We start from the raw sequence: 26,339 nt of genomic DNA on the forward strand, positions 1-26,339 counted from the left end.
TTCGACCGCGAGCTCAGGGCGCGGACACGTCGATCAGGATCTTTCCGACGGTGCCTTGCTCCACGGCGTCGTGCGCTGCCGCGGTTTCATCGAGTTGAAAGCGGATCAGGGGGAGCCCGTGTTCATTGCCGACGCGCAATGCCCCTGCTTTGAGTGCTTCGGTGACGGCGTCGACGGCCGCCGTCTTTTGCTGATCCGTAACGGTGTACGTGAGGACGAACTGGTATTGAACGTTCTTTGCCATGCTCTCGCGAATGGGAATGGCCAAGGATTCACCGGGTGCAGCAGCATAAATGGAAATGGTTCCGCCGGGCTTCAGCACCGCGAGGTCAGTGCCGATGTTCGCCGGAGCGTTGACATCGACGATCGTATCAACGCCGGTGGGGGCCACTCGTGATACTGCCTGCGGAACATTGTCGGTGCGGTAGTTGATCACGTAGTGTGCGCCGGCCTGGCGGGCAAGTTCACCCTTCCTTTCCCCGCTCACGGTTGTGATGACGGTTGCTCCCGCCCAGCGGGCGAGCTGAATGGCAGCGTGCCCGACCGCCCCCGCGCCTCCGGTGACAAGCACCACCTGCCCTTCCAAAGATCCGGGAGAGAGCCTGGCCGGCCCGTCTTGCTTGGAGGTCAGCGCACGATGCGCCGTCAACGCCGGAATCCCCAGGGATGCGCCCGTGTCGAAGGATTCCGTGTCCGGAAGTGCAACGGCCTGCGCGGCCGGCACCACCACATACTCCTGGGCTGTGCCCTCGGTGCTGCCCCAGGCAACGTCCCACAGCCAAACTCGATCCCCGATGGACAGTCCCGTCACGCCGGGTCCGAGCTCGTCGATAACGCCGGCGCCATCTTGGTTGGGCACCTTTGGTGCCTCCAGCTTGCTTCCGGTCCCGCTGCCGGCCCGGGACTTCCAGTCGGTGGGATTGACTCCGGACACCACCACCCGGACTCTGACCTGGCCGGGTCCCGGTGATGTTAGCGGCCTGTCCTGCAGTACCAGCACCGACGACGGACCTGTGCTTTCGTACACGATGGCTTTCACTGTTACTCCTATTCTTTGGAATTTATAGGGGAAGAGAGTGCGTCGCGAGAACCAGAGGCTCTCCTTCCGCCATTATGGCCGTGACGTTCTTCATGATGACAAGTACATCCACGGGGGCCGGAAATGATGGCATTCGGTGATCAGGATTCAATCGTCCTCTGATCCCGCGGAAACTCCGCGTCTTCTTGCCCCAGGTGGCTTTTTAGCCTTGGCAGCGGAGGGCAACCATGATCGACAGCAACATTCACGGCACTAGACTGGGATCACCCGGGCCGACGCGAGGTGACCGGCTGTCGAGGGAGGTCCGTGATGGCGGGTCCATTGCTCGAGACCAAACTGCACATTCCCGGACTACGTCGCGCGCTCGTGACGCGCCGCAGGCTCAGCGACCGTCTGAGCCAGGCCGACGAGCAAACGCTGATCCTCGTCTCAGCCCCCGCCGGCTTCGGGAAAACGACGGTGCTGATCGAGTGGCTGGCAGAAGCACCCGCAAATGGCCGCTCGCTCGCCTGGCTCTCGCTCGACCAGCGGGACAACGATCCCACGCTGTTCTGGACCTACGTTGTAGCTGCGCTGGACAAGGCATCGAACGGTCTTGGCGCCAAAGCACTCGCAATACTCCGATCCCCGCAATCGAGCACTGAAGACTTCCTGACCACCCTGATCAACGAGTTGCAGGCAGTCCCGGACAGATTTGTCTTGGTGCTCGACGATTATCACGTCATTGAGAGTCAGGATGTGCAGGAGGGGCTGGCCTTTCTCGTCGAGAACCTGCCTGCGCAGCTACAGCTGGTCATCGCGAGCCGTGCCGATCCGGCTTTGCCACTCCCGCGACTCAGAGCACGTGGCAGGCTCCTCGAGATCCGTGCCGCCGATCTCCGCTTCACCCCGGAGGAAGCTGCCGCCTACTTCAACGGCGTGATGGGACTGAGTCTCAACGCGCGGGATATCGCCGCCCTCGAAGGTCGGGCCGAGGGCTGGATCGCCGCGCTCCAATTGGCGGCGCTCTCGATGCAGGGAAGGGAGGACGTCGCTGGCTTCATCGCAGGCTTCGCAGGTGATGACCGCTACATCGTCGATTACCTCGCGGAAGAGGTACTTCAGCGCCAGTCCGACGACGTCCGGAACTTCCTGCTGCAAACCTCGATCCTGAGCCGGCTCAACGGCCCACTCTGCGACGCCGTGACCGGCCAAAACACCGGAAAAGCAATGCTCGAGTCGATCGATCGAGGGAACCTGTTTGTGGTTCCACTAGATGACCGCCGCTGGTGGTACCGCTATCACCACCTCTTCGCCGACGTGCTACGGGCGCGACTCATGGACGAGCAGCCGGGCTGCATTGGCGAACTGCACGAGCGCGCAAGCCTCTGGCACGAACAAAGCGGCGACATCCCCGAAGCTATCCGCCACACAATGGCCGGCAAGGACTTCGAGCGGGCCGCGGACCTGATCGAGATCGCGATCCCCGCCATGCGCAAGGACCGCCAGGAAGCCACGCTGAGCCGCTGGCTCAAAGCACTCCCCGGCGAGCTGATACACGCGCGGCCCGGGCTGGGCGTTGCCTACGCCGGGGCGCTCCTCGCAAGCGGCGAGCTCACCGGCGTCGACGCCCGGCTCGAGGAGGCAGAGCAGTGGGCGGGTACGACGGCGGAAGGCGGCGACGGCGGGAACCTCACCAGTTCGATTGCGATCTACCGTGCAGCGCAGGCTCTCGCAGTCGGGGACACCGCCGGGGCGATGACGCACGCGACTACCGCGCTCGGCCTTGTCGGGAAGGACGATCATCTTGAACGCGGAGCGGCATCCGGGCTGTTGGCGCTCGGCTACTGGACGAACGGCGAACTGGGCGTAGCGTACGGCCTGTGGTCCGATTCATATTCCAACCTTGAACGGGCAGGGCACTACTCGGACATGCTCGGTTGCTCTATCGCCTTAGCCGACATCCGGATTACCCAGGGCCGGCTCCGCGACGCAATGGCCATCTACGAGCGGGGTCTCGAGGTCGCGGGCAGGCACTCGGCGCACATACTCCGCGGAACGGCCGACATGCACGTAGGAATGAGCATGCTTCTTCTTGAGCGTGGCGAACGTGAGGCCGCAAGGAAGCACCTGCTGACCAGCCAGAAGCTCGGCGAGGATGCCGCGCTGCCCCAACACCCGTATCGCTCGCGGGTCGCGATGGCCCGGGTCCTCCAATCGGAAGGGGACGTGGGCGGCGCGCTTGAGCAACTCGACGAGGCGGAGCGCCTCTACGTCGGCGACTTCTTTCCCGAGGTGCATCCGGTCGCGGCCGTGCGGGCGAGGATGTGGATCTCGCACGGAAGGACGTCCGACGCTCTCCGCTGGGCGCGTGAGCGAGGCATTTCCGACGAAGATGAGCTCTCCTACCTGAAGGAGTTCGAGCACATCACCTTGGCCAAGGCACTCCTCTCCCAGCACAGGGAACCGTCGGATGACTCTGCCGGACGGGCGATCGCGCTGCTTGGCCGTCTTCTTCGGGCCGCGGAAGAGGGTGGCAGGACGGGGACCGTCGTCGAACTTCTGGTTCTTATGGCGCTTGCCCTCCAAAAAGTAGCGGACGACGGCGCGGCGCTGGCAGCGCTGCAACGTGCGGTAGCTCTCGCCGAACCAGAGGGCTACGTCTCAGTGTTCGTCGATGAGGGGCAGGCTTTGGCCAACTTGCTGGAGGCGCTCGCGAAGCGGGGAAGCGCGCCGGACTACGTAGACCGGCTCCTGGAGTCGTTCGGGACCGAAACGCACTGGACCGAGGCCCAAGGTACCCCGGCACAGCAACGCTTACTCGAGCCCCTGAGCGAACGCGAGCTGCAAGTGCTTCGGCTTCTTTCCTCGGAGCTGGACGGCCCGGACATCGCGCGCGAATTGGTGGTCTCCCTCAACACCCTCCGGACACACACCAAGAACATCTACGCCAAGCTCGGCGCGAACAATCGCCGCTCGGCCGTCCGCCGGGCCGAAGAGCTCGATCTCTTGTCGCGAAGGCGCGACGATCGCTAATCCAGGCCAGCGGTTCGCCCGGCACTTCTTCCGAAAAGATCACCACATCAATCACCAGATGTGGTGATCCCTGCTCACCACATCTCCTTCTACCTTCAAAGCTAAAGGAAGTCATCCGCGAAGGCGGCTGAAATCCACTAAGGCAGAAGGAGGGGCGATGAACGCGAGATCGGTAGGCCGGGACGACACGCCGGTCGAATACGAAGTCCGCGTCAAAGGCCATCTTGATTCCCGCTGGGCCGCTTGGTTCGAAGGACTGAGCCTCACCAACGAACACGACGGAACCACCGTCATCCGCACCCGGAACGTCGACCAAGCCGCGCTCCACGGTCTGCTGCAAAAGCTCCAGGACTTGGCACTGCCGCTCTTGGCAATCACCCAAATCGGAACCACGGACAGCCAGCCGGCGTCGAACACTCGCATCTTCACCCCCAAGAAGGACCACACCATGAAAACCACAACCCAAACCCCGACAACTGGGCATGTCCGGATGGACCCGCTGCGGAAGACCGCGATGGTCGCAGGGATCCTGTACCTCGTCACCTTCGTCAGCTCGATCCCGGCGTTGTTCCTGATTTCCCCCGTCCTGAACGATCCGCACTACATCACGGGCCCCGGTGCCGACTCGACCGTCATCCTCGGCTGCCTCCTCGATCTCGTCAACGCAGTTTCCGCCGTGGGCACCGCCGTCGCACTGTTTCCTGTCATCAAACGGCAGAACGAGGGCATTGCGCTCGGCTTCGTCACCGCCCGGATGTTTGAAGCCGCGGTCATCGTGATCGGCGTCGTCAGTCTCCTCGGTGTGGTCACTTTGCGCCAGAACGGCGGAGCGGACCCGGCCTTGGTTCCCGTGGGCCAGGCGCTCGTGGCGGTGCGTGGCTGGACGTTCATTCTCGGGCCGAGCCTGGTTCCAGGGGTTAGCGGGCTGCTGCTCGGGTACCTGATGTACCGTTCGGGACTCGTGCCGCGTGTCATTCCCCTGCTTGGACTCATCGGCGGCCCGCTGCTGCTTTCGTCGACGATCTCAACGATGTTCGGTATCAACCAAGGGATCTCGCTGTGGTCGGGACTCGCAACCTTGCCGATCTTCGTTTGGGAGTTGTCGCTGGGCGTCTGGATGGCGGTCAAGGGCTTCAGGCCGTCGCCCATCACCACCGGGCAAGTACGCACCATCTGAGGAACCACCCACAAACCCCCGGCGTATGTCCCGCGGCCAGCCCGGCCGCGGGACATATCGCGGTGCGGAAAGCCTGGTCGGGGAGGGGGACTTTGCGGTTCAGGGAGCACCAGCTGACGTAGAGCCCGTAGAAGACGGGTGATTGACCTTGCGGTCCGGGTGTTGTCTAGCACGGTATTCAGGGCTGGGTTCCGTAGATGAACTCTTTGGCGTGAGCGACGGCTTTTCGGAATGCGTCGTTGCGTAGGGTGGCTTGCTCCGCATTCCTGATGTCGGTTTCGAGGTAGTTCGTGTAGCCGGGCCTCAGGACCCAGATGTCGCCGGCCGGGGGCAGGTAGAAGACCCCGAACGAGCGGTGCTGGGGGTCCTCGGTCCAGATGGGCACGACCGCCACGGCGGCGCCGGTATCCGCGTTGATCCATTGGGCCCGGGGCATGGGTTGTTCGTGGGTTTCGGGGTCAAGGAAGGGCGCTGTTCCTTTGCCCCATCGTTTTTCGAAGCGTTCGTAGAACGCCGGCATCAATTGGTTGTCGTACTGGCGCCAGGCACTCATGGAGGCTCCTTGCGATTGCGTGGTTTTCGGCTCTCAACGCCGGATCCAGCAGATCAGCGTGTAGCCGGTTGGAGGATATGAACCTTGCCGGTCCGGCATTCCAGGGGGCCGTCCGTCGGGCGCCTCCCAGATGACCGGTCCGATCAGCATCGAGGCGGCGGGAAGCAGCTGCGCCGGTGTCGTCGAGGGGGAGTCGTCCGGCCGCTGGGGCTTGGGACGTGCGGCCGGACGCGGGTGCTCCCGGTCGTAGGCCGCCCGCTTTTCCGGGTTGCCGAGGATGGCGTAGGCGGCCATGATGTCGCGGAGCTCCTGGAGCTCTTCCTGCAGCTCCGGCGCCGCCGTGCCGGGGTCGGCGTGGTGTTCGCGGGCAGGCCGGGTGTCCGGGTGCCGGCCGCGGATGAGCGTGCGGTAGGCCTGGGCCACCTCACGCGCGGTGGCGGTCGTGGCGATATGCAGGATGTCGTAAGGATCGGGGCCGTTGCTCTTCATCGTGGCCGTGCCGTGTTCTCGTGGGTGGGGGACGGGGATGGTCCCCGGTCCGCTCGACCGGGGACCATCGTTGCGGGAGTCATCCTCGGGGCCCCGTCATCCTTGCGCTGGCTGCGCTGTGGCGTGGTCTGTGAACTCGACCGCCCTCTCTGCATGACGGACCGCTGGGGTGCTCCCGGTCCGGGAGGCTGCGCCGATGTTCAGGCGCTGATTTCCTGGCGCTGTTTTCCGGCGGTTTCAATTTCGATGCGGCGCGGCTTTGCTTTTTCCGCCACCGGAATCCGCAGGGTCAGGACTCCTGCGTCGTAGCTCGCCTTGACCCCGTTCGTGTCCAGCGCATCCCCGAGGATGAGCTGGCGGCTGAAGACGCCGCGCGGGCGTTCGGAGGCAATCATTTCCGTGCCCTCGCCGACGGGGTCCGGGCGCTCGGCCTTGACGGTCAGCACGTTGCGTTCGACGTCGATGTCCACCGAGTCGACGGTGACTCCGGGGAGGTCGAAGGCGACCACGAAGTCCTCGCCTTCCCGCCAGGCATCCATCGGCATGGCCGCCGGCCTCGCCGTGGTGCCGAGCACTTGTTCGGCCAGCCGGTCGAATTCACGGAACGGATCGGTTCGCATCAGCATGGTGTGTCACTCCTTGCAGATCGCAGCTTTTTTGTTGTCAACCCAGCCGATCTATGGTGGCTGGTATATATTTCTTATAGCACTGCGACTAGGTAAGGGCAAGCCTGATTTTGGCTGGATTTGGAGGGACTCGATGGGCCAGGCCGAGGACCGAGGGAGGGGTGTATACGCGATTTCCGTTGCGGCCGAGCTGGTGGGGACGGGACAGCAGAACCTCCGCTTGTATGAACGCAAGGGCTTGCTGGAACCGGGCAGGACCCTTGGCGGCACCCGGCAGTACAGCGAGGACGATCTGGTGATATTGCGCCGGATCGGAGAGCTTCTGGACTTGGGATTGAACCTCGCGGGCATCCGGATGGTCCTGCTCCTCGAGGCCGACAACCGGCGTCTCGAAGGCGCACTCAGGTCCGCGAACGCCCCGCGGGACACCGCGCGGCACCCGGTCAGGAGAGGATGACTCTTCCCCTGGAAAGCGTGCATCCGGCGGGGGTGGCTCCGAGCAAGGCGGACTTTGACTCACTCCCCATGTCGGAAAGAGAGACTGCCTGGCGGACCGCGCCTCTGTCGCTATGCGGGCTTGGGCCGGGCGCGTACGTGCATCCGTTCGCCCTGCTGTCCAAACAAACTGATGAATTCGACGGGTTTCCCGTCGGCGCTGGCGAACCAGTGCGGTGTGCGGGTGTCGAATTCCGCGGCTTCGCCGGCACGGAGTTCAAAGTCATTGTCGCCCAGCACCAGTCGCAGCCGTCCGTTGAGGATGTAGAGCCATTCGTAGCCTTCGTGAACTCGCGGATCGGGCTCGGCACCGCGGGCATCACCGGCGAGCACCATCTTGAAGGCCTGCAAACCACCCGGCCGGCGCGTGAGGGGAACAGCCGTCATGCCGCCATGGGTGATCGGACGCAGGTGAATTCTCGGATCCCCGGTGGGCGGGGCACCCACCAGATCATCAAGAGGAACACCGTACAACCTCGCTAGGGGCAGCAGAATTTCGAGGTTTGGCCTGCGTTGGCCGGATTCCAGGCGGGACAGGGTACTCACCGACACTCCGGATGCAGAGGACACCTCTCCGAGGGTGAGATCCCGCTCCGTCCGGAGTGCCCGAAGCCGGGGCCCCACAGCCCCGAGAACATCATCAAGCTCATTTGCCATACCCTCAGTTTGCCATAACAGCAAACTGGTTTGCCAGCTTCGCCGCATGGGATGAAAGCTGGTGGTACCACCCAAGGACACTGACGGCGGACTTTCAGGACACAAAGAAGGGCAAATCATTATGGACACCACACGGTATGACGTTGTGATTATCGGGGGCGGCGCTGCGGGGCTCAGCGCGGCCACGACGCTGAGCCGCGCACTGCGCTCGGTGCTGGTCATCGATTCCGGAGTACCACGAAACGCACCCGCGACTGGGGTGCACGGTTATCTTTCGAGGGACGGTATGAGTCCGCGGGAACTCCTCTCCATCGGACGTAGCGAAGTCCTCTCCTATGGAGCAAAGATCATTGACGGCGAAGCCGTTTCGGCACGGCAGACCACCGATGGATTCGAGGTGATGCTCGGAGATGCCCGCCGGTTCTCCGCCAGGCGCCTGCTGATGACCACTGGTTTGACTGACGGGCTGCCTCCCATCGACGGACTGCAGGAGCAATGGGGAAAGGGTGTTGTGCATTGCCCCTACTGCCATGGATGGGAAATCCGCGGGAAACGGATTGGCGTGCTGGGCACCGGTCCGATGTCTGTCCATCAGGCACTGTTGTTCAGACAGTGGTCCCCGAATATCATCCTTTTCCGCAATGACACCGTGGAACCCACCGAGGAAGAGTGGGACAGGCTCAATGCCCGGTCCGTAACAGTCGTCGACGGCGCAGTGGCCTCAGTGGACGCTGTCAACGGGGTCCTCACGGGTCTCACGCTCCGCCAGGGCTCTTCGTTCGACATACAGGCCGTGGCTGTCAGTACACGGATGGAGGCCAGGTCCGCCCTCTTGGAATCACTCGGGCTAAGTACCCAGGTGCACCCCATGGGGGTGGGGCGGTTTATCGAGACCGATGCTGCGGGTGCGACTGCCGTCCAGGGCGTGTATGCAGCGGGCAATGTCTCAAATTTGATGGCCCAAGTAATTACCGCGGCGGCCGAGGGCGTGATGACCGGCGCACGGATCAACGCCGATTTGATAGAAGAAGAAACCCGGTGGGCCGTTGAGGGGCGGTTCGGCCCCTTCTCGGCGGCCTCTGAAGCAGCCGTTTCTACGATCGTGCGGGGTCATGCACATCACCGTCGTCGTGCCAGTGGTGTCAGTTCGTGGGCTCCGTAGCTGTTGTCGTCGGGGTTGACGGTCACGCCGGGTGCGACGAGTTGGTCGATGCGGTCCAGCACATCGGTGCCCAGTGTGATGTCCGCGGCGGGCAGGTAGGACTCGAGCTGTTCCATGGTGCGTGGGCCGACGATGGCGGAGGTGACGCCGGGGTGGTTGATCACGAACGCGATGGCCAGCTCGATGAGCGTCATACCGGTTTGTTCAGCGAGCCGGGCGAGTTCTTCGACGATGTCGAGTTTTCGCTGGTTGGCTTGGCTTGTCATGTCGAAGCGGGCGCTCGGGCGCGCGGATGAGGTGGGGGTGGACGCGGAGTTTTTGCGCCAGCGTCCTGAAAGCCAGCCGCCGCTGAGCGGACTGTAGGTGAGGGTGCCCATGCCGTGGCGTTGGACCGTTGGAAGTATGTCTTCTTCGATGCCGCGGACCAGGATCGAATACGGCGGTTGCTCGGTGACGAACCGCTCCAGGTTCCGTTCCCGGGATGCCCACTGGGCTTCGACGATCTGGGATCCGGAGTAGGAGGAGGAGCCGATGTAGCGGACTTTGCCTTGGCGGATGAGGTCGGTGAGGGCGCCGAGGGTTTCTTCGACGTCGGTGTCGGGGCTGGGGCGGTGGACTTGGTAGAGGTCGATGTAGTCGGTGTTCAGGCGGCGAAGGGAGTTTTCGACCTCGCGGATGATCCAGCGGCGGGATCCGCCGCGCTGGTTGGGATCGTCTTCGTTCATGGGCATGAAGAACTTCGTGGCAAGGAAGACGTCATCACGCCGCCCGTCCAGTGCCTGCCCGACGATTTCCTCGGATGCCCCGCCTGAGTAGACGTCGGCGGTGTCGATGAAGTTGATGCCGGCGTCGAGGGCTCGGTGGATGATGCGGACGGAGTCGGCGGTGGCGTTGTTGCCCCAAGGGCCGAACATCATCGCGCCAAGGCACAAGGGGCTGACTTGCACGCCCGTGCAGCCAAGGGAACGGTACTCCATGCTGGTTCCTTCTCTTTGTCTCAGGTCTTGGGGTCTCAGGCTTCGGGGATGACCATGGCAAAGCGCTCCGGCCGGGCTTGGTCCGGGTCCGGCCCGTTGCGATTGCCGCTGTCGAGCGCGTCGATCGCGGCGAGTTCGGCGGGACTGAGTTCGAAGTCGAAGACGTCGAAGTTCTCGGCGATGCGTGCCGGGTTGGTCGATTTCGGGATGGCTGAACGGCCTTGCTGAAGGTGCCACCGGAGCATGACCTGGGCAGGACTCTTGCCGTAGGCCCGTGCGATGGTGGCGATTGCCGGGTCGTGCATGACGTTCCGGCGGTCCTCGCCGCCCCAGCCGGGGTAGAAGGTGATCCCTCCGATCGGTGACCAGGCCTGGGTGAGGATCCCGTGCCCGGCGTCGGCAGCCTGGACGTCCGGCTGGGTGAAGTAGGGGTGCAGTTCGATCTGGTTCACGGCCGGGACGACGTCGGTCGAGGCCAGCAGCTCCTCCAGGTGGTGCGGCATGAAGTTGCTGACGCCGATCGACCGTACCCGCCCGTCGGCGAGCAGGGTTTCCAGCGCCTTGTATGCGGCGACGGTTTTCTCGAACCGGTCGGGGGCGGGCTGGTGCAGGATGAGCAGGTCAAGATAGTCGACGCCGAGCTTGCCTGTCGCCTTGTCCCAGGCGTGCAGCGTGTGGTCATAGCCGTAGTCGCTGACCCAGACCTTGGTCTCGATGAAGACCTCGGAGCGGTTCAGGCCGGACCGGCGGATGCCGTCGCCGACTTCCCGCTCGTTGCCGTACGCGGCGGCGGTGTCGATGTGCCGGTAGCCGGTGGCAAGCGCGGCCTCGACGGCCGCCGTCGTTTGCTCCGGGGCGCTTTGAAAGACGCCGAGCCCGATGGCGGGCATTGTGACGCCGTTGTTGAGAGTGAGTTCCATGTCCATGCCTTTCACGTTATTCAGATGTGCGGAGTTGTGGGAGTGCATGTCAGTACCCCTTTGAAGCGGTGGCCGGGAGCTTCAGCGGGCGGCTTCGAGCTGCGGCTCGGGGGCGGTCCCCGAGGGTGTCCTGGTGTGGCTGGCTGCCAGGTCGGCGGGCAGGATGAGGGCCGCTGTGACGGCCAGTGCCAGGAGCAGGAGGATGCTGCCTGTCGTGAGTGCGGTGCTGACCTGGGCGGCCAGGTGCGCGACGGCGGACCCCGCCGCCGGGACGGTGGCTGCGGCGGCGACCGCGATGCCGAGCCCGAGGCAGGTGCCGACCTGGTGGAAGGTGTTCACGAGCCCCGATGCCGCACCGGCGTCGGACGCGGGGGCTCCTGTGATGCCGAAGGAGGTCAGGGGCGCAAACGCGAGGCCCTGCCCGGCTCCGATGAGGATCATCGGCAGGGCCACCCCGGTGAGATAGCTGGAGTCGATGCCGGCGCGGCTGAGCCAGAACATCCCGGCGAGGGTGAGCAGTATCCCGGCGAGGAGCGGGATGGAGCCCGGCATCTTGCCAACGAGCCGGGGGATGCTCATCGCGACGGCGAAGTTCACTGCCGTCATGGGCAGGAACCCGAGACCGGCCTGCAACGGGTCGAAGCCGAGTACTTCCTGCATGAACTGGGTGGTGAAGAAGAAGAACGCGATCATCGAGCCCAGATACAGGAAGCGGGCGACGTAGGCGCCGGTGCGGCGGCGGCTCCGGAACAGGCGCAGCGGCATGATCGGCTGGGCCGCCGTGCGTTCGATCAGCACGAACACGACCAGGAGGACGACGCCGGCGCTGACGGCGGTGAGCGTGCCCGGCGAGTTCCAGCCGGCGTCGGCGGTGTTGATGATGCCGAACACGAGCGCGCCGACACCGAGGGTCGCGCTGAGCGCGCCGAATGCGTCGAAGCGGCCGCGGGCCCGGCCGGTCTCGGGGATGAACCGGGGAGCGAGGGCGATCATCGCGGCGCCGATGGGTACGTTGACGAAGAACCCTGCCCGCCAGGAGATCCAGTGGGCCAGGGCGCCGCCGATGACCAGGCCCAGGCTGGCGCCGATCCCTGCGGTGGCGCCGTACAGGGCCACGGCGCGGGTGCGCTCACGTCCTTCCGGGAAGCTCGCGGTGAGCAGGGACAGGGAGGCGGGTGCGACGACCGCAGCCCCGATACCCTGGACCGCGCGGCCGGTGATCGCCCACCAACCGTGCGGTGCGAGTCCGATCAGCAGCGAGGCGATTGAGAACACCACCAGCCCGAACACGAAAACCCGCCGACGGCCGAGCAGGTCTCCTGCCCGGGCTCCGAGGAGCAGCAGGCCGCCGAAGACCAGCGTGTACGCATCCTGGACCCAGGAGAGCTCACCGGTACTCAGCCGCAGATCTGCCTGCAGGCTGGGCAGGGCAGTGAAGATGACCGAGTTGTCCAGGAGGATCATGAAGTAGCTGAGGAGGATGATCGCCAGGATCGCTCCCGGGTGGGAGGCTGTTGCGGGTGCAGGTTTCATGCTTTCCATGCAACCGTGATTCCTTACGGGCCGGGAGTCACGGCCGTTCCGGGTAACGCCAGTGCCTCCCTCATGCCGTCGACCGCGCGTAGCGTGGATGCCATGACACACAGCGACGACGTGCGGAAGTTCCTGACCTCCCGCCGCGCAAGGATCACCCCCGATGAGGCCGGGCTGCCGGTCTACGGCGGCAACCGGCGGGTTACCGGGCTGCGCCGCGAGGAAGTGGCGATGCTCGCAGGGATGAGCATCGACTACTACATACGCCTCGAGCGCGGAAACCTCTCCGGCGCCTCGGACAGTGTCCTCGAAGCCCTCGGCCGTGCCTTGAAGCTCGACGACGCCGAAACGGCCCACCTTTTTGACTTGGCCCGCGCCGCCACCGCTTCGCCCCGGGTGCGACGCCGGCACAGCCCGCAGACAGTGCGGCCGAGCGTGCAACGCGTCATCGAGGCGATCACGGCCGCACCGGCCTGGGTCCGCAACGACCGCGGGGATGTCCTCGCCGCCAACGACCTGGGCCGTGCCCTCTATCTGGACATGATGGCAGAGGTGCCCGGCCCGCCGAACAGCGCGCGCTTTACCTTCCTTAACCCGAAAGCACGGGAGTTCTTCGCCGACTGGGAACGCGCAGCCGATGACATCGTCGCCGTGCTGCGCTCCACCGCCGGAAGGAACCCGTACGACAAGGACCTCACGGACTTGATCGGTGAACTCTCCACCCGCAGCGAGGAATTCCGTACCCGGTGGGCCCGCCACGACGTGAAGTACCACCGCGCCGGCCGCAAACGCCTCCACCACCCGATCGTCGGGGACCTGGACCTGAGCTTCGAAGCGCTCGAGCTCCCTGCAGACCCTGGACTGCGCATCAACGTCTACACGGCGGACCCCGGGACCCCCTCCGAGGATGCCCTGAAAGTCCTCGCCAGCTGGGCCGCCACCCAGCGCGACACCACACAAGTGGTGGTCAAAGAGAAAAGATGACGACCCGTCCGGCCTCGTTATCGACCTAAGCAGCTGTGAATGATACCGTCGTCGCTGGCTAGACATTTGGGATTTCAGCACGCAATCGCACGGGGATCCATATCCCCACCACCACGTGAATTCCGTAATTCGTCTCAGGGGGGACAAATGAAGAAGTCTATTGCAGCGCTTGCACTTGCAGGAACAATCGCACTGGCCGGCACCGCTCCGGCTGTGGCAGCCACCACCTACCCGGCGCCGGGCAATGAGTACGGAACCGTTTCCGACGGCACCATAGCTCGCGGCGAATCCATCACTTTCTCCGGCAGCGGCTATATCGCCGGCGAAACCGTCAACATCACGTTCCAGCGGACCGGCGGCAAGAAGGCTTCGGACGGCGAGCGGCCCGCTCCGTCGAACTTCAGCGTCATCGCTGACGGTACCGGCGCTTTCTCCACCACCATTACCTTCACGGACGGTGGCAACTACATGATCGGCGCTGTCGGCGCGACGTCCGGCAACAAGCGCTGGGCAGCGGTGGTTGTGAATTCCGGCAACGGCGGAGGCAACAACGACGGCGGTGGCAACCATGGCGGCGGCAACGGCAAGGGCAATTCCGGTCTCGCTGCTGTTTCCAGCGTTACCGCCGCTGGCACCGGAAGCGGCGAGGCCAACACCGTTGCCGAGTCCAACCTGGTCCTGTGGTCGCTGGTCGGCGCAGGCGCTTTGGCCGCCAGCGCAGCATCCACAGCGGTGATTCGCCGCCGCGCCAAGAAAGCCGCAGCCAAGGCTTAGGCTCCAGGCAACACGTCGTCGCAGGGGGCGGGTGCTTCTCCGGACACCGGAAAGCACTTGCCCTTTGCGGGTTCGTGGAGGTAAGGATCGGTTATGCCCCAGCGCCTGATGCTCTTAGATACGGCCTCGCTGTACTTTCGCGCCTTCTTCGGCGTGCCCGATTCGATCCGCCGGTCCGACGGCACTCCAGTGAATGCCCTTCGCGGCCTGCTGGACATGATCGCCCGGCTCACCTCCGACTATGGGGTGACGCATCTGGTGGCGTGCTGGGATGACGACTGGCGTCCGCAGTGGCGGGTGGACCTCATCCCGACGTACAAGTCGCATCGGGTTGCCGAGGCGGTAGAGGGTGCTCCCGACGTCGAAGTGGTGCCGGACGCGCTGCAGGCGCAGGTTCCCATGATCCGGCAGGTCCTCCGCCTCGCGGGCATCGCCGTCGTCGGGGCTGCCTCGCATGAAGCCGACGACGTCATCGGCACCTACGCCAGCCACGCGGAGCTTCCTGTCGACGTCGTGACGGGCGACCGCGATCTGTTCCAGGTGGTCGACGACGCCCGCCATGTCCGGGTCATCTACACGGCGAAAGGCATGAAGAACCTCGAGGTCGTAACCGATGCGGTCGTCGTCGGCAAGTATCGTGTGTTGCCGGAACAGTACGCCGACTACGCGACGCTTCGCGGCGACTCCTCTGACGGGCTTCCGGGCGTCGCAGGGATCGGCGAAAAGACCGCGGCGTCGTTGCTCGCGACCTACGGCACCCTCGACGCGTTGCTCGCGGCCGCGATCGATCCAGGCAGCGGGCTGTCCGCACCCGTGAGGTCGAAACTCGCCGCCTCCGCCGACTACCTGGCGGTTGCTCCCGTTGTTGTGAAAGTCGTGCGCGACCTCGCACTGCCCACTCTCGACGAAGCGGGAGCGCTGTTGCGTCCCGTCGTCGGGGACTCGCGCCTTGAACTCGAGCGTCTCGCTACCGACTGGAACCTCGGCGGCTCGGTGAAACGATTGCTCGACGCTCTCGAACTCCGTCAGTGAGGGGACATAGGCCCTGCGACATGATCGGCGCTGTTGACAAGTCAGCGGGCCGGTGAAACCGCGCTGGTGCCTGCCGTGGCTCGCAGCTGGAGCGTGAGCGCGGCGAGGGCGAGCATTTCGAGTCCGGTCCATGCGAGCGTCCCGCCCCAAATTTCAGGGGAGAAGCTAAGTGCCCCGTCGTGGAGCGCCACACCGGCGAAGTACGGGGCCCAGAACACGACGGGGGAGAGGCCTATCGCGGTCATGAGCCTTGCGTGACGGTCCGGGGTGGGTCGCGCCACCGCCCACACCACTCCGACGAGGACGGCACCGACGAGGGCCACCGGCACGAGCCAGGCGTCCCGCAACGCGACCATGATTTGCAGGGATACAGAGGGGAGCAGTGCCATGGCCGCGGGCACAGCGCCGTGCAGGCGCCAGCGCAACGACAGCAAGAGGACGGGAACGAAGAGCACGGCGGTTGAGACGAAGAACGATGCCAAAGAGACCATGATGCTCGACGACGTCGGGATCGTCACGGCGGGCTGCGCCCCGCCGGCGCCGCTGTATGTCTGGATGAGCCCATGGCGCGCGAAGACCGCGAACTCTTGCAGGATGAACGCCGCAACCATACCGGAGAGCATGGCGCTCACGATGGCGGGCATCAGCCGCGGCCATGACCGCTGGGGTGAGTGCCATGCTGAGGAGAAGGGCGCGCTCAGGATGAGGAAGCCGCCGGTTGCGAGCCCGAGATGGGACGGGCTGAATAGCGCCTTGAGGCCCTGTTCAATGCCGAATACCGAATGCCAGGCGAAGTCGGCCGCCCCGGAGACGAGGAAGAGGAGGACCCCGGCTGCCGCGGCCCCGTAGCCCGCGGGGATCGCTTCCGTCCACCGCGCGCCGGGGGCGTGCCGGCGCCAGGTCAGGGCGGCGATCCAGACGGCGCAGGCAGCGAAGCCCGAGTAGAGGATCGCGTGCCACGGAGTGAAGAACGTCTCGAGGTCACGGAGGTTGTTGTGAGCCCAGCCGTCAACATAGGTTCCGGTGAGGAGCCAAACGCCGGCCGCGAGGGTGACGATGTCTTCAACGGCAGTGGTGGGGCGGTGAACTGATACCGGCGGAATCGCAAAGGCATGAGCTGCTGTGGCGTCCATAGCTCCACAGTAGGTCCCGCCGCCTTCCGCGGCGAGAGGCAATCTCCGTGGCCGGCGACCCCTGGCCGCGGCCTGGGGCGGTCTTTCTTCACAGGTGACCCGCGGTTTCTGCTGCTCAAGGACTCGGCTATCACCGGTGGCATGGGTATTTCGTTTTTGGCTTTTGCCGCCCTGTGACATCCCCTGACTTTGGACGCAGCAAAGACGTGGAGCCCGGAACGCGCCGGGGAACTCGACCGGGATTTCCACAGCAACCCGGCGGCACACCGCTGGCATCTGAAGGTTTCCGCCGTTTGGGGTGTGGGACTGATTGCTGAAGCCATAACGCGGGCCGTCCTGGTCTATCTGCTTCCTATTGATGGGATGGTGGGGGACGCTCCTATAGGAGTCAAATCGCTATCCGACAAGGAGTTGGCGGAGTTCTATCGACCATTTGTCGAGCCCCCATTGGGAAGCGATGCCGGGGTATGAATCACAGCTCACGACATTTACTCTGATGAAATGACGCGCTCCGCAGCGGACAATCGAAACAGCGATCTGAAGTTGCTGCGCGCGGTGTTCTGGTCTCAGGTCTTCCTTTGGATGATCAGTCTTACGGCCGTGTTTCTCACTTTCTATGGTGCGAACAGGACGACAAGCATGTGGGGGCTCGTTCCAAGTGTCGCCATGTTTGCCGTGTTCACGATAATGCTGCCGATCACGTACAAACGGTGGCAGCAAGCCCGTTCAAGTCCGGTGGACAACTCTGCGGGTCACGCCAGCCTCGAGGTCCAAAGGAGATCCCGCCGGCTCGGGTACTACATGCTGTTTCTCATGCCAATCTTGGTGGCCTTCAACTTGCTGCCGTTCACCATAGAGCCGTGGATCTGGATCAAAGTTGTCATCCTCTGGACTGGAGTCATCATTCTCGGCGTATCGGTTACGCGATTTTCTCTATGGCAAAGGGACGAATACTGGCGTGAACGAGGCAAAGACCCCAGGCACCCAGAGCGCCCGGCCTCACCGGACACTCCATCCAAATAGTTCATGCTTTGGGCTGTTGCTCGCTCAGCCATTGCCGGTAGGTTCGCGCTAACTCGTCGTTTCGGATGAGGCCTCGTTCCAGACGGGATATCGCGGAGGGCCATTGGCCAAGCTGGGCCGCGGCATTGCCGAGGGTGATGCCGATCTGGTTGCGTTTTTGGCGCAAGTCCGCGTTGTTTGGAGCTGGCTTGGGATTGGTGATCTGCCGGTATATTTCCCGTGCCACGTACCGCTTGAGGCACCGCATGATCTCTCGTTTGCTCTTACCGTTGGCGGTGCGTTTGCTCACGTAAGCTCTGGTCCGCGGGCACGTTGACATGCGCACCAGGACAACCTGGTGCAAGGCACGATTAGCGTCACGGTCACCGCCTCGGCTCAGGCGGTGGCGAGTGGTTTTTCCTGATGACGCGGGGACAGGCGCGACCCCAACTAGGGCGGCGAACTGTGCTTCGTTCCCGACCCGCTCCGGGTTGTCCCCGACAGTCACCAGCATCTGGCTGGCTACTTCTGTTCCGACACCTGGAAGGTCGCAGAGTAACGGCGCATAGGTGTCGAGGATTTCCCGCAAGGCGGTGTCGGCATCCGCGATCTCTGATGCGAGTGCTTGGCAGCGGAGTGCTAGAGATTTCATTGTCAGCAGGCACACATATTCGGGGTCGGCGATGTGCCCCGACGGTCTGGCGCGGGCTAGGGTCGTGATCAAACCCGGAGTTCGCAGACCTCGGTATTTCGCCCTGAGGCTGTCCGGAGCTGAGACTAGAAGACCTTTGATCTGATTGACCGCTGCTGTATGTGCCTTTACCGCCGAGGAACGTCCGGCACGGAGGACCCGCAGGCACTCTACGGGGCCATCCTTCGCCTTTGGCACCGAAGTTCCCCTGCCGGCTATCACGGCTTGAGCGGCCTGGTAGGCGTCAAGCGGATCGGACTTACCCCTCAACCGGCGCTCTGCCCGGTTAGGACGATTTACCTCGAGCACGTTGATCCCTGCGCTGCGTAGGGTTCTGGAGAGTTCGGCCCCATATGAGCCTGTTCCCTCGACACCTACCGCCATCACTACGCCATGGCTGGTGATGAATTCGACAATTTTTCGGTATCCGGAGCCTACTGCCAGGAATTCGCGATCCGCGATGGGCTTGCCATGTTCATTGATGACGGCCACGTGATGGGTGTCGGCGTGGGTATCGATGCCGGCGACGACGACATTCGTGTCGGTTCTCAAGGTAGAAACTGCCCCTCATTCAAACGATGGCTGACTGGGGGAATGCAGGTCAGATGGGCAGACAAAACGGTAACGGGACTGCGTGATTCAGGCTCCTATGAAGTCATGTCCGCCTGACTCAACACTCCCGGACGGGACTTGAACCGGCGGACGAATCCAGGCAAAGACAGTGCATAGAAGCACGTCGGTTTCCGCTTGAGTCACACCGGCTCAAGACAGTTCCAGTATTACCGTTTCCGCTGCCCTGGCAGTGATCGTTTTCGCCGCCCTCATCGCTTGGAGTGCCTGGGACCGGAAACGATGGCAAACATCGTGGTCTTCCTGACGTTATCGCCGTTATTGGACCCTGAGGGGAAGGGTGAACGGGCGGGGCATATCCGGGAACAAGTGGTGTTCCGTCTGGTGGTTATGGCCACCCATGAGCAAGGTGTGGCGTTTGAGACGTCCGAGCCCGACCAACGAGTGCACGTTTTCTCATCATTTGAGCACGCCCTTGCAACCCGCCAGTAAGTTACCGCAAAGTAGCTAGGGATGCCGTGGACATAGGGGTTCGCGGCCAGGAGAAAGGCAAGGCAATGCGCCGATTCCGACTCACCGCCGTGCTCGCCGCTGCAGCACTCACCATTGGACTCTTCGCCGCACCCGCGGCTCAGGCCGACTCGATCTCACCGGACCCGCCCGGAGCCAATGATTGGACGTGCAAGCCGTCGAGCGTACATCCGTACCCGGTGGTCCTCGTCCCGGGAACGTTCGAGACGATGTACAAGAACTGGGCGCTGCTTTCACCCGTGCTCAAGGACCAGGGGTACTGTGTCTTTGCGCTCAACTACGGGGTAGTCAATGGCGTCCCCGCCAGCGGGGCAGTCCGGGACTCCGCCGCTGAGCTTGCGACGTTCGTGAAATCGGTTCTCGGCGCGACGGGCGCACAGAAGGTCGATCTCGTCGGACACAGCCAAGGCGGAATGATGCCGCGGTACTACATCGGCTTCCTCGGCGGCGCCAAGTACGTGCACCAGCTCGTCGGCATTGCGCCGTCGAACCACGGCACTCAAGGCCTCATCGCGCCGTCGCCGGCGGGGATGGTTCTCGACACGACCGCAACCAGCACGCTGTGCCAGGCCTGCGCGGACCAGCATGCCGGGTCGGCGTTCATGGCCGAGCTCAACTCGATCGGCGACACCTCACCAGGCCCGTTCTACACGGTCATCTCGACCCGTTACGACGAGGTCGTTACCCCTTATTCGAGCCAGGCTCTCGTCGGGCCGGTGAAGCAAGTGTCCAACCTTGTGCTCCAGGACTACTGCCCCCTCGATACGTTCGAGCACGATCAATCTCCCAACGATCCAAACGTGTGGTCCCTTGTCTCCAACGCGCTTCTCCAGAACGGCCCCGCAGATCCGACGTATCGCCCGGAGTGCGTGTAGCGGCCCGTGCCGGCAGACTTCTCCGCAGCGGACGGTCAGCTGTTGCGCTGGCTGAACCGGCGCAAACCCGTCCTGACGCGGGAGCAGCTCGCGCGCCTTGTCGCCGTTGCGGTCTGTTCCGCTAAAGCGACAATGTGGTCTTTGGGGCGCCAGCAGGCATTGTGGCTGGATTGACGGAATCGGTGAAGCCCAGGCTTCGGTAAGGAGCAGCGGCATATACACCGAGAACCCTGACCTCATCGGTGAAGAACTTCAGCTCTTCAAGCGCATGGCTCACGGGCGTGTCGGATGGGTGCCCTTCAACGTCCGCCATGAATGTGGTCGCAGCAAACTCGTTACCTACCATGTAGCTTTCCAAGCGCGTCATGTTCACACCGTTCGTTGCAAAACCACCCAGAGCTTTGTACAGGGCTGAAGGCACGTTCCTAACCCGGAATACGAAGCTGGTAATCACAGGCCCGGGCAACTCGTCGCGGGTTTGTTGTTGCCGCTCCCTGGACAGGGCGACAAACCGGGTCGTGTTGGTGGCGTCGTCCTCGACGTCTTCTGCCAAGACATCCAGCCCGTACATCTCGGCGGCGAGCGGAGGCGCCAGCGAGACCTTGGAAGCGTCATTCCAGTCGCGGACCTCCCGTGCGGAACCAGCCGTGTCGCCGGCGACAACTGGTTTCAGCCCAAGTGAGCGGATCAGCTTCCTGCACTGGCCGAGGGCATGAACGTGGCTGTGCACTTCTTGGGCCTGTTCGAGGGTGCTTCCGGGTATGCCCAGCAAGTGGAATCGGATCCTGAGAAAATGTTCGCCCACAATCTGCAATCCGGATTCAGGCAGGAGGACATGGATATCCGCAACCCGCCCGGCGATGGAGTTTTCAATCGGAATCATGGCGAGGTCCGCATCGCCGGATTTCACTAGTTCGAATGCATCTTCGAAGCTGGGGCACTGTACTGGCTCCATGGCTGGGAACATCTGTAGGCAGGCGATATTGGAGTTGGCGCCGGGCTCTCCTTGGTATGCAACTTTACGAACCATGGAGCAAATGGTGTCACATTTTGGGGGCCGCGGCGGCCACGGGGGCGCGGCGCTCTTCGAGGTGCTGTAGCCACGAGCGATGTGGATCCCCGGAACGTCTTCCTTCGGGTGCGAAACGGCGGCACCATGAAGGAGGGCAGAACCCGTCCAACGATGGAAGGGAGAGCAGCGTGGATAAGCACAGATCCCGTCGGCGTCCGAGATTCCCGGGGTGGGAAGTTGGACCGGCGGCAGTCGCACTGGGCCTGGTCGCCCATTTGGTCTCTGGTGGCGTGTCTCCCGGGGTTCCGGTGCTGATTGCGTTGACGGCTCTGCTGAGTATGTGCGCTTCGCTGCTCGCCCGGATAAACCTACCGAACTGGCTATTGCTCGTTCTCTGCGGCGTGGCCCAGCAGGTTCTGCATCTGGCCTTCGACCGGCTCTCCGGGACCTTCTCGGTTGTCGCGCTTGCCCAGCATCAGCATGCAGCGACGGGTTGGCAGCCCGGGCAACTCACCGCGACGCCATTTGTTGCGTCCGGGCACTCACCGGATTTGATGCTGGACGCGCACGTCGCCGCAGCCTTGCTGACAGCGCTGCTCGTCGCCCGGACGGACATATCGCTTACGCGGGCGTTGGCCCTGCTCCGGCACGCTGGCCAGAGCGATAGGGCACATCAAGACTAGCTCGTGCCGTTTGCGGTAGGGCTTCGACATCGGAACCCGATCGAACCACACCCAAGAACACGAGCAGCGGACCGAGGCGGTTCTTGCGGTAAAGGTGGCAGAATTGTCGCCACGGAGACTATGGATGAGGCGCCATTGCCGGCGGCACGCGACGGACTGGTCCGCGACGGCGGAACGACCCGTGATGGACCAGTTTGGAGGCCAGATGGCTCACCCAGGATGGCCCCAGCTTCGGGTCGATGATTGGACCCCGACCCGGGAGACCGTGCACATGTGGACCCAGATCATCGGAAAAATCCGCATGGCGCACGCCCCGATGCTGAACCACTGGTGGCAGGTGACGCTATACGTCACGCCGCGAGGACTGACGACATCAATGATCCCGTACGGCCGCGGTTCCTACGACATCGAATTCGATTTCCTTGAACACCGGCTGCACATACGCTCCAGCAACGGAACTTCAGCATTCGTCGTCCTCGAAGCCAAGTCGGTGGCCGAATTCCACTCCGAGGTATTCGAAGCCTTGGGCCGGCTCGGTATCGAGGCGTCCATCCGCGGCATCCCGAACGAGGTGGTCCCGGCCATACCCTTCGCCGAGGACCATCAGCATGCCTCCTACGACCCTGAGGCTACCCAGTTGTTCTGGCGGCAATTGGTCCAGTCGGACCGGGTCCTGAATGAATTCAGGTCCCGGTTCAGGGGCAAGGCCAGTCCCGTCCACTTCTTCTGGGGAGGCATGGACCTGGCGTATGCCCGATTCTCCGGACGGGACGCGCCCACGCACCCCGGAGGAGTCCCGAACTGCGCCGACTGGGTGATGGTGGAGGGTTATTCCCACGAGCTAAGCAGTTGCGGGTTTTGGCCCGGGGGAGGGGACGAAGGAGCCTTCTATGCGTACTCCTATCCCGAGCCCGCCAGCTACGCCGAATATGTGAACTACGCCGACGGTGCCACATACAACAATGACGGCAGGCTGTACCTCCTTCCGTATGAGAGCGTCCGCACGGCATCGGACCCTGACAAGATGCTGTTGCGGTTCCTGCAATCCACCTACGAAGCGGCCGCGGAGACGGGACACTGGGACCGGGCAGCTTTGGAGGCGGATCCCGCCCGTTGGCAGCGCTGACGAGGAGGCCAACAGCGAGGCCGCGAGGCAGTCGGCGCTCTGCCACTTTTCCTTCGGCGCGGAATGGCCGGGGCGTAAAGTAGTGGGTGGTCTCAAGGCACTCCAATTCGAGGGAAAGCCACAATGAATGCAAAACAAGGAATCGACGTTTCGATTCCACCGAGCGGACCTGGTTGCGTCGAATGCGAGGCCAACGGAGGCTGGTGGCTGCATTTGCGCCGGTGCGCCGAGTGCGGACACATCGGCTGCTGCGACAACTCGCCGGGGCAACACGCCACAGCCCATGCGCAAACCAGCGGCCATCCGGTCATCCGAAGCTTCGAACCGGGCGAGGACTGGTTCTTCAACTATCCCAACTCCGCGTTTTTCGCCGGACCGGAACTTGAACCGCCGGCGCATCACCCTCTCGATCAAAGCGTTCCGGGCCCAGCCTCACGCGTTCCGGCCGGCTGGCAGCAGCTGCTGCACTGACGGAGTCCACGGCCGAAACGCACCCACACCAGGGCGCCTAGCGGGCCATCAGGCCCAAGAAACCAACCTGTCGCATTGTGATTCTGCGTTGCGTCGGCTCGGCGCAGCCTGATTTCTTGCACCGACTGGCTCTTCGCGAACTCTTCGATGCCCTACACACATGCGCCGACCGTCGTGATGCCGGGGGGTAGAAGAACCTCTTAACGCACGATGCCAATTTGCGGTCAACGTATGCGGCGAAGGAACGGAGCTTCTCGGAAGGGGCAAGAAGAGCACAGATAATAGTGTTAAGCGAACCCTCGGCAGGCCCGACCCGGAAGGCGATGAAAATGATTGCGGAGATCATTTCCCAAGTGGTGGCAGAGCTGATCCAGGGATTGTTCGATGGGTGGACCACGCATCGCCAGCATGTCTTAAGGGCTCTGGATCTTTCAAGGGAGCCTGTCCTGTCGCCGAAGCAGAGAGAATACGGGCGGAAGTGGCTGACCTATGGATTGGAACATCTTGCGGACCTCGGGCTTGAATCGCGAGCCAAGGATATTCAGAAAGCACTGAAGCGTGTCGAATCCTTCCCTTGGGAAACCAAGGAGTATGGCCGGTAGTTACTGCCGTGCGCCCCTGCCGATACGGGGTCTCGCACCCTTCCGGATGTCTGCCGCTTGCCCGGTTAAAACCGTGGCCGCCAGGTCTCGACGGCGTCATCGCTGACTGCGACGACCTCGCGCCAGCGGTCGAACAGCGAGCAGGGGTGGGAGATGCCCAGGTCCACGATGTCGCCGACCTGCAGGCCCTCGGCGTCGTCCACGATGGCGTGGTGGTCGAAGAGGCGGGTCAGGGTGGCGCCTGCGCCGGCAGGCAGGAGGGCCCCGTGACGGTACCGGGAAACGATCACCGGCAGGCCGGCGTCGTACGCCAACTCGCGTTTGCCCGCGTTCAGCACCACGCGTCCGGCTTCGGGGGCGGAGATGACCAGCGTCCGCACCACCGCTGCGGCGGTGAGTCCGGGGACCGGGGAGACGCTCTGGTAGGTGCCGTGGTCGTGCACCACGTAGCAGCCTGAACGGAGCACATTGACGGAGGCGCTGTGGGGCAGGAACGCGGCCGCGCGGTCCTGGAATGCAGAGCCGCCGTTGCTGAAGACCGGTAGCTCCACCTCGAAAGCGGGGTGCAGGCCATCGAAAATGTCGCGGGCCAGGCGGCAGTGTGAATCGATCCCGGCCAGGTTTTCATCCGTCCGGGTGTTCGGTGCCACGCCCTCGTAGGCGCTGACGCCGGCCAGCAGGAGGCCGCCGGCGGAACGAATTTCCGCGGCCAGGGGCCCGGCCTCGGCCGCGCCGCGGATCCCGGTGCGGCCGCCGGGGGTTCCGACGTCGATCAGTACGTTCAGCGGCCGGGGCGAGTCCTCGAATACCTCGGCCATGGCCTGGACGCCCGCCGCCGAATCAGCCAGGCAGTAGATCTCCAGTTCCGGCGAGGCCGCCAGCCAGGCACGCAGCTGCTCGAGGTGGCCGCGGAACAGCACCTCGTTCGCGATGAGGATCCGTGTGGCGCCCCACTCGATGGCGTGGGCGGCCTGCGCGGTGGTCGCCACGGTCACGCCCCAGGAGCCGGGCAACTGCCGGCGGACGATCTCGCCCGTCATGGTGGTCTTGATGTGCGGGGCCAGCACCATGCCGCGCTCCCATGTCCAGGCCTCTTTGATCCCGATATTGCGCTCGACGGCGGCAACGTCCAGGAGCATCTGCGGCAAGGTGTGGAGCGGGAGGGCAGGGTCAAGGTGCGGCATGCGGTGCGATTCTTTCGGGACTATTCGGGAAACCGGGTACCCGGAGATCCTATACGGGTTCAGTAACTAGGGAACCCTGGACAGATCGCGGCGAATGACAAGTAGTGGCCACTCGGGCGGTTGCGCCGCGGAGTCGGTACGCTCTCTTCCACGTGTCAGACCGCTCAAGCGCATCGTCGTGCGGCTGGCTGCCACGAGCCCAGTTCAGGCCATAGGAGGTCAAATCATGTCCGTCATCATTGCAACCAAGGTTTCCGGTGACACGAGCGTTTTCACCAAATCGCTTGAGGAGCGCGCGGACGAGTACCGCCAATGGGCCGAACGCGGCCGGGCTGCGGGCGCAATCCACCATCAGTTCGCGGTCGGCGACGGGTTTGTCCTCGTCGTCGATGAATGGGAATCGACAGAAGCATTCCAGAAATTCTTCGGTGACTCCGAGATCCAGGCGTTCATCGGCTCGGTCGGCGGCGATCCGAACGTGGCCCCTGAAGTCACCATGGGGGAATCCGTCGACTCTGCGGACAAGTACTAGCTGAGGATCCGGGCCGATCCCGGCATGTCGGTCCCCGTCAACCTACAGACTGTTCGCCCGCGCATGCTGGCCGCCGTCCGCCGCGAGGTCGCGCCGGGCGAAGTCGGCTCGGCATGGGGGCCTGCGGTAGGCATGGTCTGGGACTTCATTCGCGGTCAACCGGGTCTGTGGACGGGCGGCCACAACATCTTCGTCTACCACCACCCGAACCAACCCGATGCGCCCCTTCTGTGCGACTTCGGCGTAGAAGTCACCCGCACCTTTGAAACGGCGGGCGAGGTCTACGCAACCGAAACCCCCGCGGGCCAGGCTGCCATAGCGGTCCACCGTGGGCCATACGACCGCATGGACGAGGCATACAAGGCGATCGAGAAGTGGATGGCTGCGAATCATAGGGAATCTGCCGGTCACTCCTGGGAGATCTATGGAGACCCGACACCCGATCCGGCCGACACCGAAACGACGGTCGTGCACCTGCTGAAGTAGGGGCAACA

At 63.8% G+C, this 26,339-nt stretch carries 28 protein-coding genes; 16 read left to right on the plus strand and 12 right to left on the minus strand.

Annotation, left to right across the window (positions count from 1 at the left end; translation table 11 throughout):
• Nucleotides 1–13: 13 nt before the first annotated feature.
• On the minus strand, nt 14–1,039 hold the full coding sequence (locus QRN59_RS06610; protein WP_284981707.1) for an NADPH:quinone reductase: 1,026 nt from the start codon (nt 1,037–1,039) through the stop codon (nt 14–16).
• Between the two features lie 309 nt (nt 1,040–1,348).
• Between QRN59_RS06610 and QRN59_RS06615 the strand changes: the two genes are divergently transcribed.
• Together QRN59_RS06615 and QRN59_RS06620 are read left to right on the plus strand one after the other, a co-directional pair.
• Entirely contained in the window at nt 1,349–4,054 is a 2,706-nt protein-coding gene (locus tag QRN59_RS06615) for a winged helix-turn-helix domain-containing protein (RefSeq protein ID WP_284981708.1), read from the plus strand.
• A gap of 157 nt (nt 4,055–4,211) precedes the next feature.
• Entirely contained in the window at nt 4,212–5,231 is a 1,020-nt protein-coding gene (locus QRN59_RS06620; RefSeq protein ID WP_284981709.1) for a DUF4386 domain-containing protein, read from the plus strand.
• 178 nt (nt 5,232–5,409) lie between these two features.
• On the opposite strand, the gene QRN59_RS06625 is transcribed toward QRN59_RS06620, so the two are convergent.
• The 3 genes from QRN59_RS06625 to QRN59_RS06635 form a co-directional block, all read right to left on the minus strand.
• Nucleotides 5,410–5,784, minus strand: a complete 375-nt coding sequence (locus QRN59_RS06625; RefSeq protein ID WP_284981710.1) for a hypothetical protein — start codon at nt 5,782–5,784, stop codon at nt 5,410–5,412.
• 33 nt (nt 5,785–5,817) lie between these two features.
• On the minus strand, nt 5,818–6,273 hold the full coding sequence (locus tag QRN59_RS06630) for a J domain-containing protein (protein WP_284981711.1): 456 nt from the start codon (nt 6,271–6,273) through the stop codon (nt 5,818–5,820).
• Nucleotides 6,274–6,473: 200 nt separating this feature from the next.
• Nucleotides 6,474–6,899: an Hsp20/alpha crystallin family protein gene (locus tag QRN59_RS06635; RefSeq protein WP_028266917.1), complete on the minus strand. Its 426-nt coding sequence runs from the start codon at nt 6,897–6,899 to the stop codon at nt 6,474–6,476.
• Between the two features lie 133 nt (nt 6,900–7,032).
• Between QRN59_RS06635 and QRN59_RS06640 the strand changes: the two genes are divergently transcribed.
• Complete coding sequence (locus QRN59_RS06640; RefSeq protein ID WP_284981712.1) at nt 7,033–7,356, plus strand: MerR family transcriptional regulator; 324 nt, start codon at nt 7,033–7,035, stop codon at nt 7,354–7,356.
• A gap of 110 nt (nt 7,357–7,466) precedes the next feature.
• On the opposite strand, the gene QRN59_RS06645 is transcribed toward QRN59_RS06640, so the two are convergent.
• Nucleotides 7,467–8,051 (minus strand): helix-turn-helix domain-containing protein, encoded by a 585-nt coding sequence (locus QRN59_RS06645; RefSeq protein ID WP_234753589.1) that lies wholly within the window; start codon nt 8,049–8,051, stop codon nt 7,467–7,469.
• Nucleotides 8,052–8,172: 121 nt separating this feature from the next.
• Here QRN59_RS06645 and QRN59_RS06650 point away from each other — a divergent pair, with 121 nt between their 5' ends.
• Nucleotides 8,173–9,213, plus strand: coding sequence for an NAD(P)/FAD-dependent oxidoreductase (locus QRN59_RS06650; protein WP_284981713.1), 1,041 nt, complete (start codon nt 8,173–8,175; stop codon nt 9,211–9,213).
• Here the strand turns inward: QRN59_RS06650 and QRN59_RS06655 are convergent.
• From QRN59_RS06655 to QRN59_RS06665, 3 genes are all read right to left on the minus strand, one after another.
• The gene (locus QRN59_RS06655; protein WP_284981714.1) at nt 9,171–10,190 is read right to left on the minus strand and encodes an aldo/keto reductase; all 1,020 of its coding nucleotides are present in this window, start codon (nt 10,188–10,190) and stop codon (nt 9,171–9,173) included. The genes QRN59_RS06650 and QRN59_RS06655 overlap by 43 nt on opposite strands.
• 35 nt (nt 10,191–10,225) lie before the next feature.
• Nucleotides 10,226–11,110 carry an aldo/keto reductase gene (locus QRN59_RS06660; protein WP_284981715.1) on the minus strand — a complete coding sequence of 295 codons (885 nt, stop codon included), beginning with the start codon at nt 11,108–11,110 and terminating at the stop codon, nt 10,226–10,228.
• Nucleotides 11,111–11,191: 81 nt separating this feature from the next.
• A complete protein-coding gene (locus QRN59_RS06665) occupies nt 11,192–12,652 on the minus strand; it encodes an MFS transporter (RefSeq protein WP_284981716.1) in 1,461 nt (486 codons plus the stop codon).
• Nucleotides 12,653–12,745: 93 nt separating this feature from the next.
• On the opposite strand from QRN59_RS06665, the gene QRN59_RS06670 reads away from it, so the two are divergent.
• The 3 genes from QRN59_RS06670 to QRN59_RS06680 all read left to right on the plus strand — a co-directional run bounded on the left by QRN59_RS06670 (nt 12,746) and on the right by QRN59_RS06680 (nt 15,433).
• On the plus strand, nt 12,746–13,627 hold the full coding sequence (locus tag QRN59_RS06670; RefSeq protein WP_284981717.1) for a helix-turn-helix transcriptional regulator: 882 nt from the start codon (nt 12,746–12,748) through the stop codon (nt 13,625–13,627).
• A 147-nt stretch (nt 13,628–13,774) separates the two neighbouring features.
• Entirely contained in the window at nt 13,775–14,401 is a 627-nt protein-coding gene (locus QRN59_RS06675; RefSeq protein ID WP_284981718.1) for a hypothetical protein, read from the plus strand.
• Between the two features lie 93 nt (nt 14,402–14,494).
• The gene (locus QRN59_RS06680; protein WP_284981719.1) at nt 14,495–15,433 is read left to right on the plus strand and encodes a 5'-3' exonuclease; all 939 of its coding nucleotides are present in this window, start codon (nt 14,495–14,497) and stop codon (nt 15,431–15,433) included.
• A 41-nt stretch (nt 15,434–15,474) separates the two neighbouring features.
• Here QRN59_RS06680 and QRN59_RS06685 read toward each other — a convergent pair whose 3' ends face one another.
• The gene (locus tag QRN59_RS06685) at nt 15,475–16,566 is read right to left on the minus strand and encodes a hypothetical protein (protein ID WP_284981720.1); all 1,092 of its coding nucleotides are present in this window, start codon (nt 16,564–16,566) and stop codon (nt 15,475–15,477) included.
• A gap of 501 nt (nt 16,567–17,067) precedes the next feature.
• Between QRN59_RS06685 and QRN59_RS06690 the strand changes: the two genes are divergently transcribed.
• Complete coding sequence (locus QRN59_RS06690) at nt 17,068–17,589, plus strand: hypothetical protein (protein ID WP_284981721.1); 522 nt, start codon at nt 17,068–17,070, stop codon at nt 17,587–17,589.
• Between the two features lies 1 nt (nt 17,590).
• Here QRN59_RS06690 and QRN59_RS06695 read toward each other — a convergent pair whose 3' ends face one another.
• A complete protein-coding gene (locus QRN59_RS06695; RefSeq protein WP_284981810.1) occupies nt 17,591–18,751 on the minus strand; it encodes an IS110 family RNA-guided transposase in 1,161 nt (386 codons plus the stop codon).
• On the opposite strand from QRN59_RS06695, the gene QRN59_RS06700 reads away from it, so the two are divergent.
• Both QRN59_RS06700 and QRN59_RS06705 read left to right on the plus strand, forming a co-directional pair.
• Complete coding sequence (locus tag QRN59_RS06700; protein ID WP_284981815.1) at nt 18,653–18,928, plus strand: hypothetical protein; 276 nt, start codon at nt 18,653–18,655, stop codon at nt 18,926–18,928. The two genes, QRN59_RS06695 and QRN59_RS06700, sit on opposite strands and share 99 nt — an antisense overlap.
• Before the next feature lie 458 nt (nt 18,929–19,386).
• Nucleotides 19,387–20,235: an esterase/lipase family protein gene (locus QRN59_RS06705; RefSeq protein WP_284981722.1), complete on the plus strand. Its 849-nt coding sequence runs from the start codon at nt 19,387–19,389 to the stop codon at nt 20,233–20,235.
• 121 nt (nt 20,236–20,356) lie between these two features.
• Here the strand turns inward: QRN59_RS06705 and QRN59_RS06710 are convergent, their stop codons facing one another.
• Nucleotides 20,357–21,265 (minus strand): prephenate dehydratase, encoded by a 909-nt coding sequence (locus QRN59_RS06710; RefSeq protein WP_284981723.1) that lies wholly within the window; start codon nt 21,263–21,265, stop codon nt 20,357–20,359.
• Nucleotides 21,266–21,435: 170 nt separating this feature from the next.
• Here QRN59_RS06710 and QRN59_RS06715 point away from each other — a divergent pair, with 170 nt between their 5' ends.
• From QRN59_RS06715 to QRN59_RS06730, 4 genes are all read left to right on the plus strand, one after another.
• A complete protein-coding gene (locus tag QRN59_RS06715) occupies nt 21,436–21,930 on the plus strand; it encodes a hypothetical protein (RefSeq protein ID WP_284981724.1) in 495 nt (164 codons plus the stop codon).
• Nucleotides 21,931–22,135: 205 nt separating this feature from the next.
• Nucleotides 22,136–23,056, plus strand: a complete 921-nt coding sequence (locus tag QRN59_RS06720) for a DUF5996 family protein (protein WP_284981725.1) — start codon at nt 22,136–22,138, stop codon at nt 23,054–23,056.
• A gap of 123 nt (nt 23,057–23,179) precedes the next feature.
• Nucleotides 23,180–23,527: a UBP-type zinc finger domain-containing protein gene (locus QRN59_RS06725; RefSeq protein WP_284981726.1), complete on the plus strand. Its 348-nt coding sequence runs from the start codon at nt 23,180–23,182 to the stop codon at nt 23,525–23,527.
• A 329-nt stretch (nt 23,528–23,856) separates the two neighbouring features.
• Nucleotides 23,857–24,129 (plus strand): hypothetical protein, encoded by a 273-nt coding sequence (locus tag QRN59_RS06730; protein WP_284981727.1) that lies wholly within the window; start codon nt 23,857–23,859, stop codon nt 24,127–24,129.
• A gap of 65 nt (nt 24,130–24,194) precedes the next feature.
• Here QRN59_RS06730 and QRN59_RS06735 read toward each other — a convergent pair whose 3' ends face one another.
• Nucleotides 24,195–25,313, minus strand: a complete 1,119-nt coding sequence (locus QRN59_RS06735) for an alanine racemase (protein WP_284981728.1) — start codon at nt 25,311–25,313, stop codon at nt 24,195–24,197.
• Nucleotides 25,314–25,539: 226 nt separating this feature from the next.
• On the opposite strand from QRN59_RS06735, the gene QRN59_RS06740 reads away from it, so the two are divergent.
• Together QRN59_RS06740 and QRN59_RS06745 are read left to right on the plus strand one after the other, a co-directional pair.
• Nucleotides 25,540–25,845 carry a hypothetical protein gene (locus QRN59_RS06740; RefSeq protein WP_284981729.1) on the plus strand — a complete coding sequence of 102 codons (306 nt, stop codon included), beginning with the start codon at nt 25,540–25,542 and terminating at the stop codon, nt 25,843–25,845.
• Nucleotides 25,846–25,869: 24 nt separating this feature from the next.
• A complete protein-coding gene (locus tag QRN59_RS06745; protein ID WP_284981730.1) occupies nt 25,870–26,331 on the plus strand; it encodes a GyrI-like domain-containing protein in 462 nt (153 codons plus the stop codon).
• Nucleotides 26,332–26,339 lie beyond the last annotated feature (8 nt).

It is taken from the genome of Arthrobacter sp. efr-133-TYG-118, from assembly GCF_030209755.1.
In the GTDB taxonomy this organism is placed as follows: Bacteria; Actinomycetota; Actinomycetes; order Actinomycetales; family Micrococcaceae; genus Arthrobacter.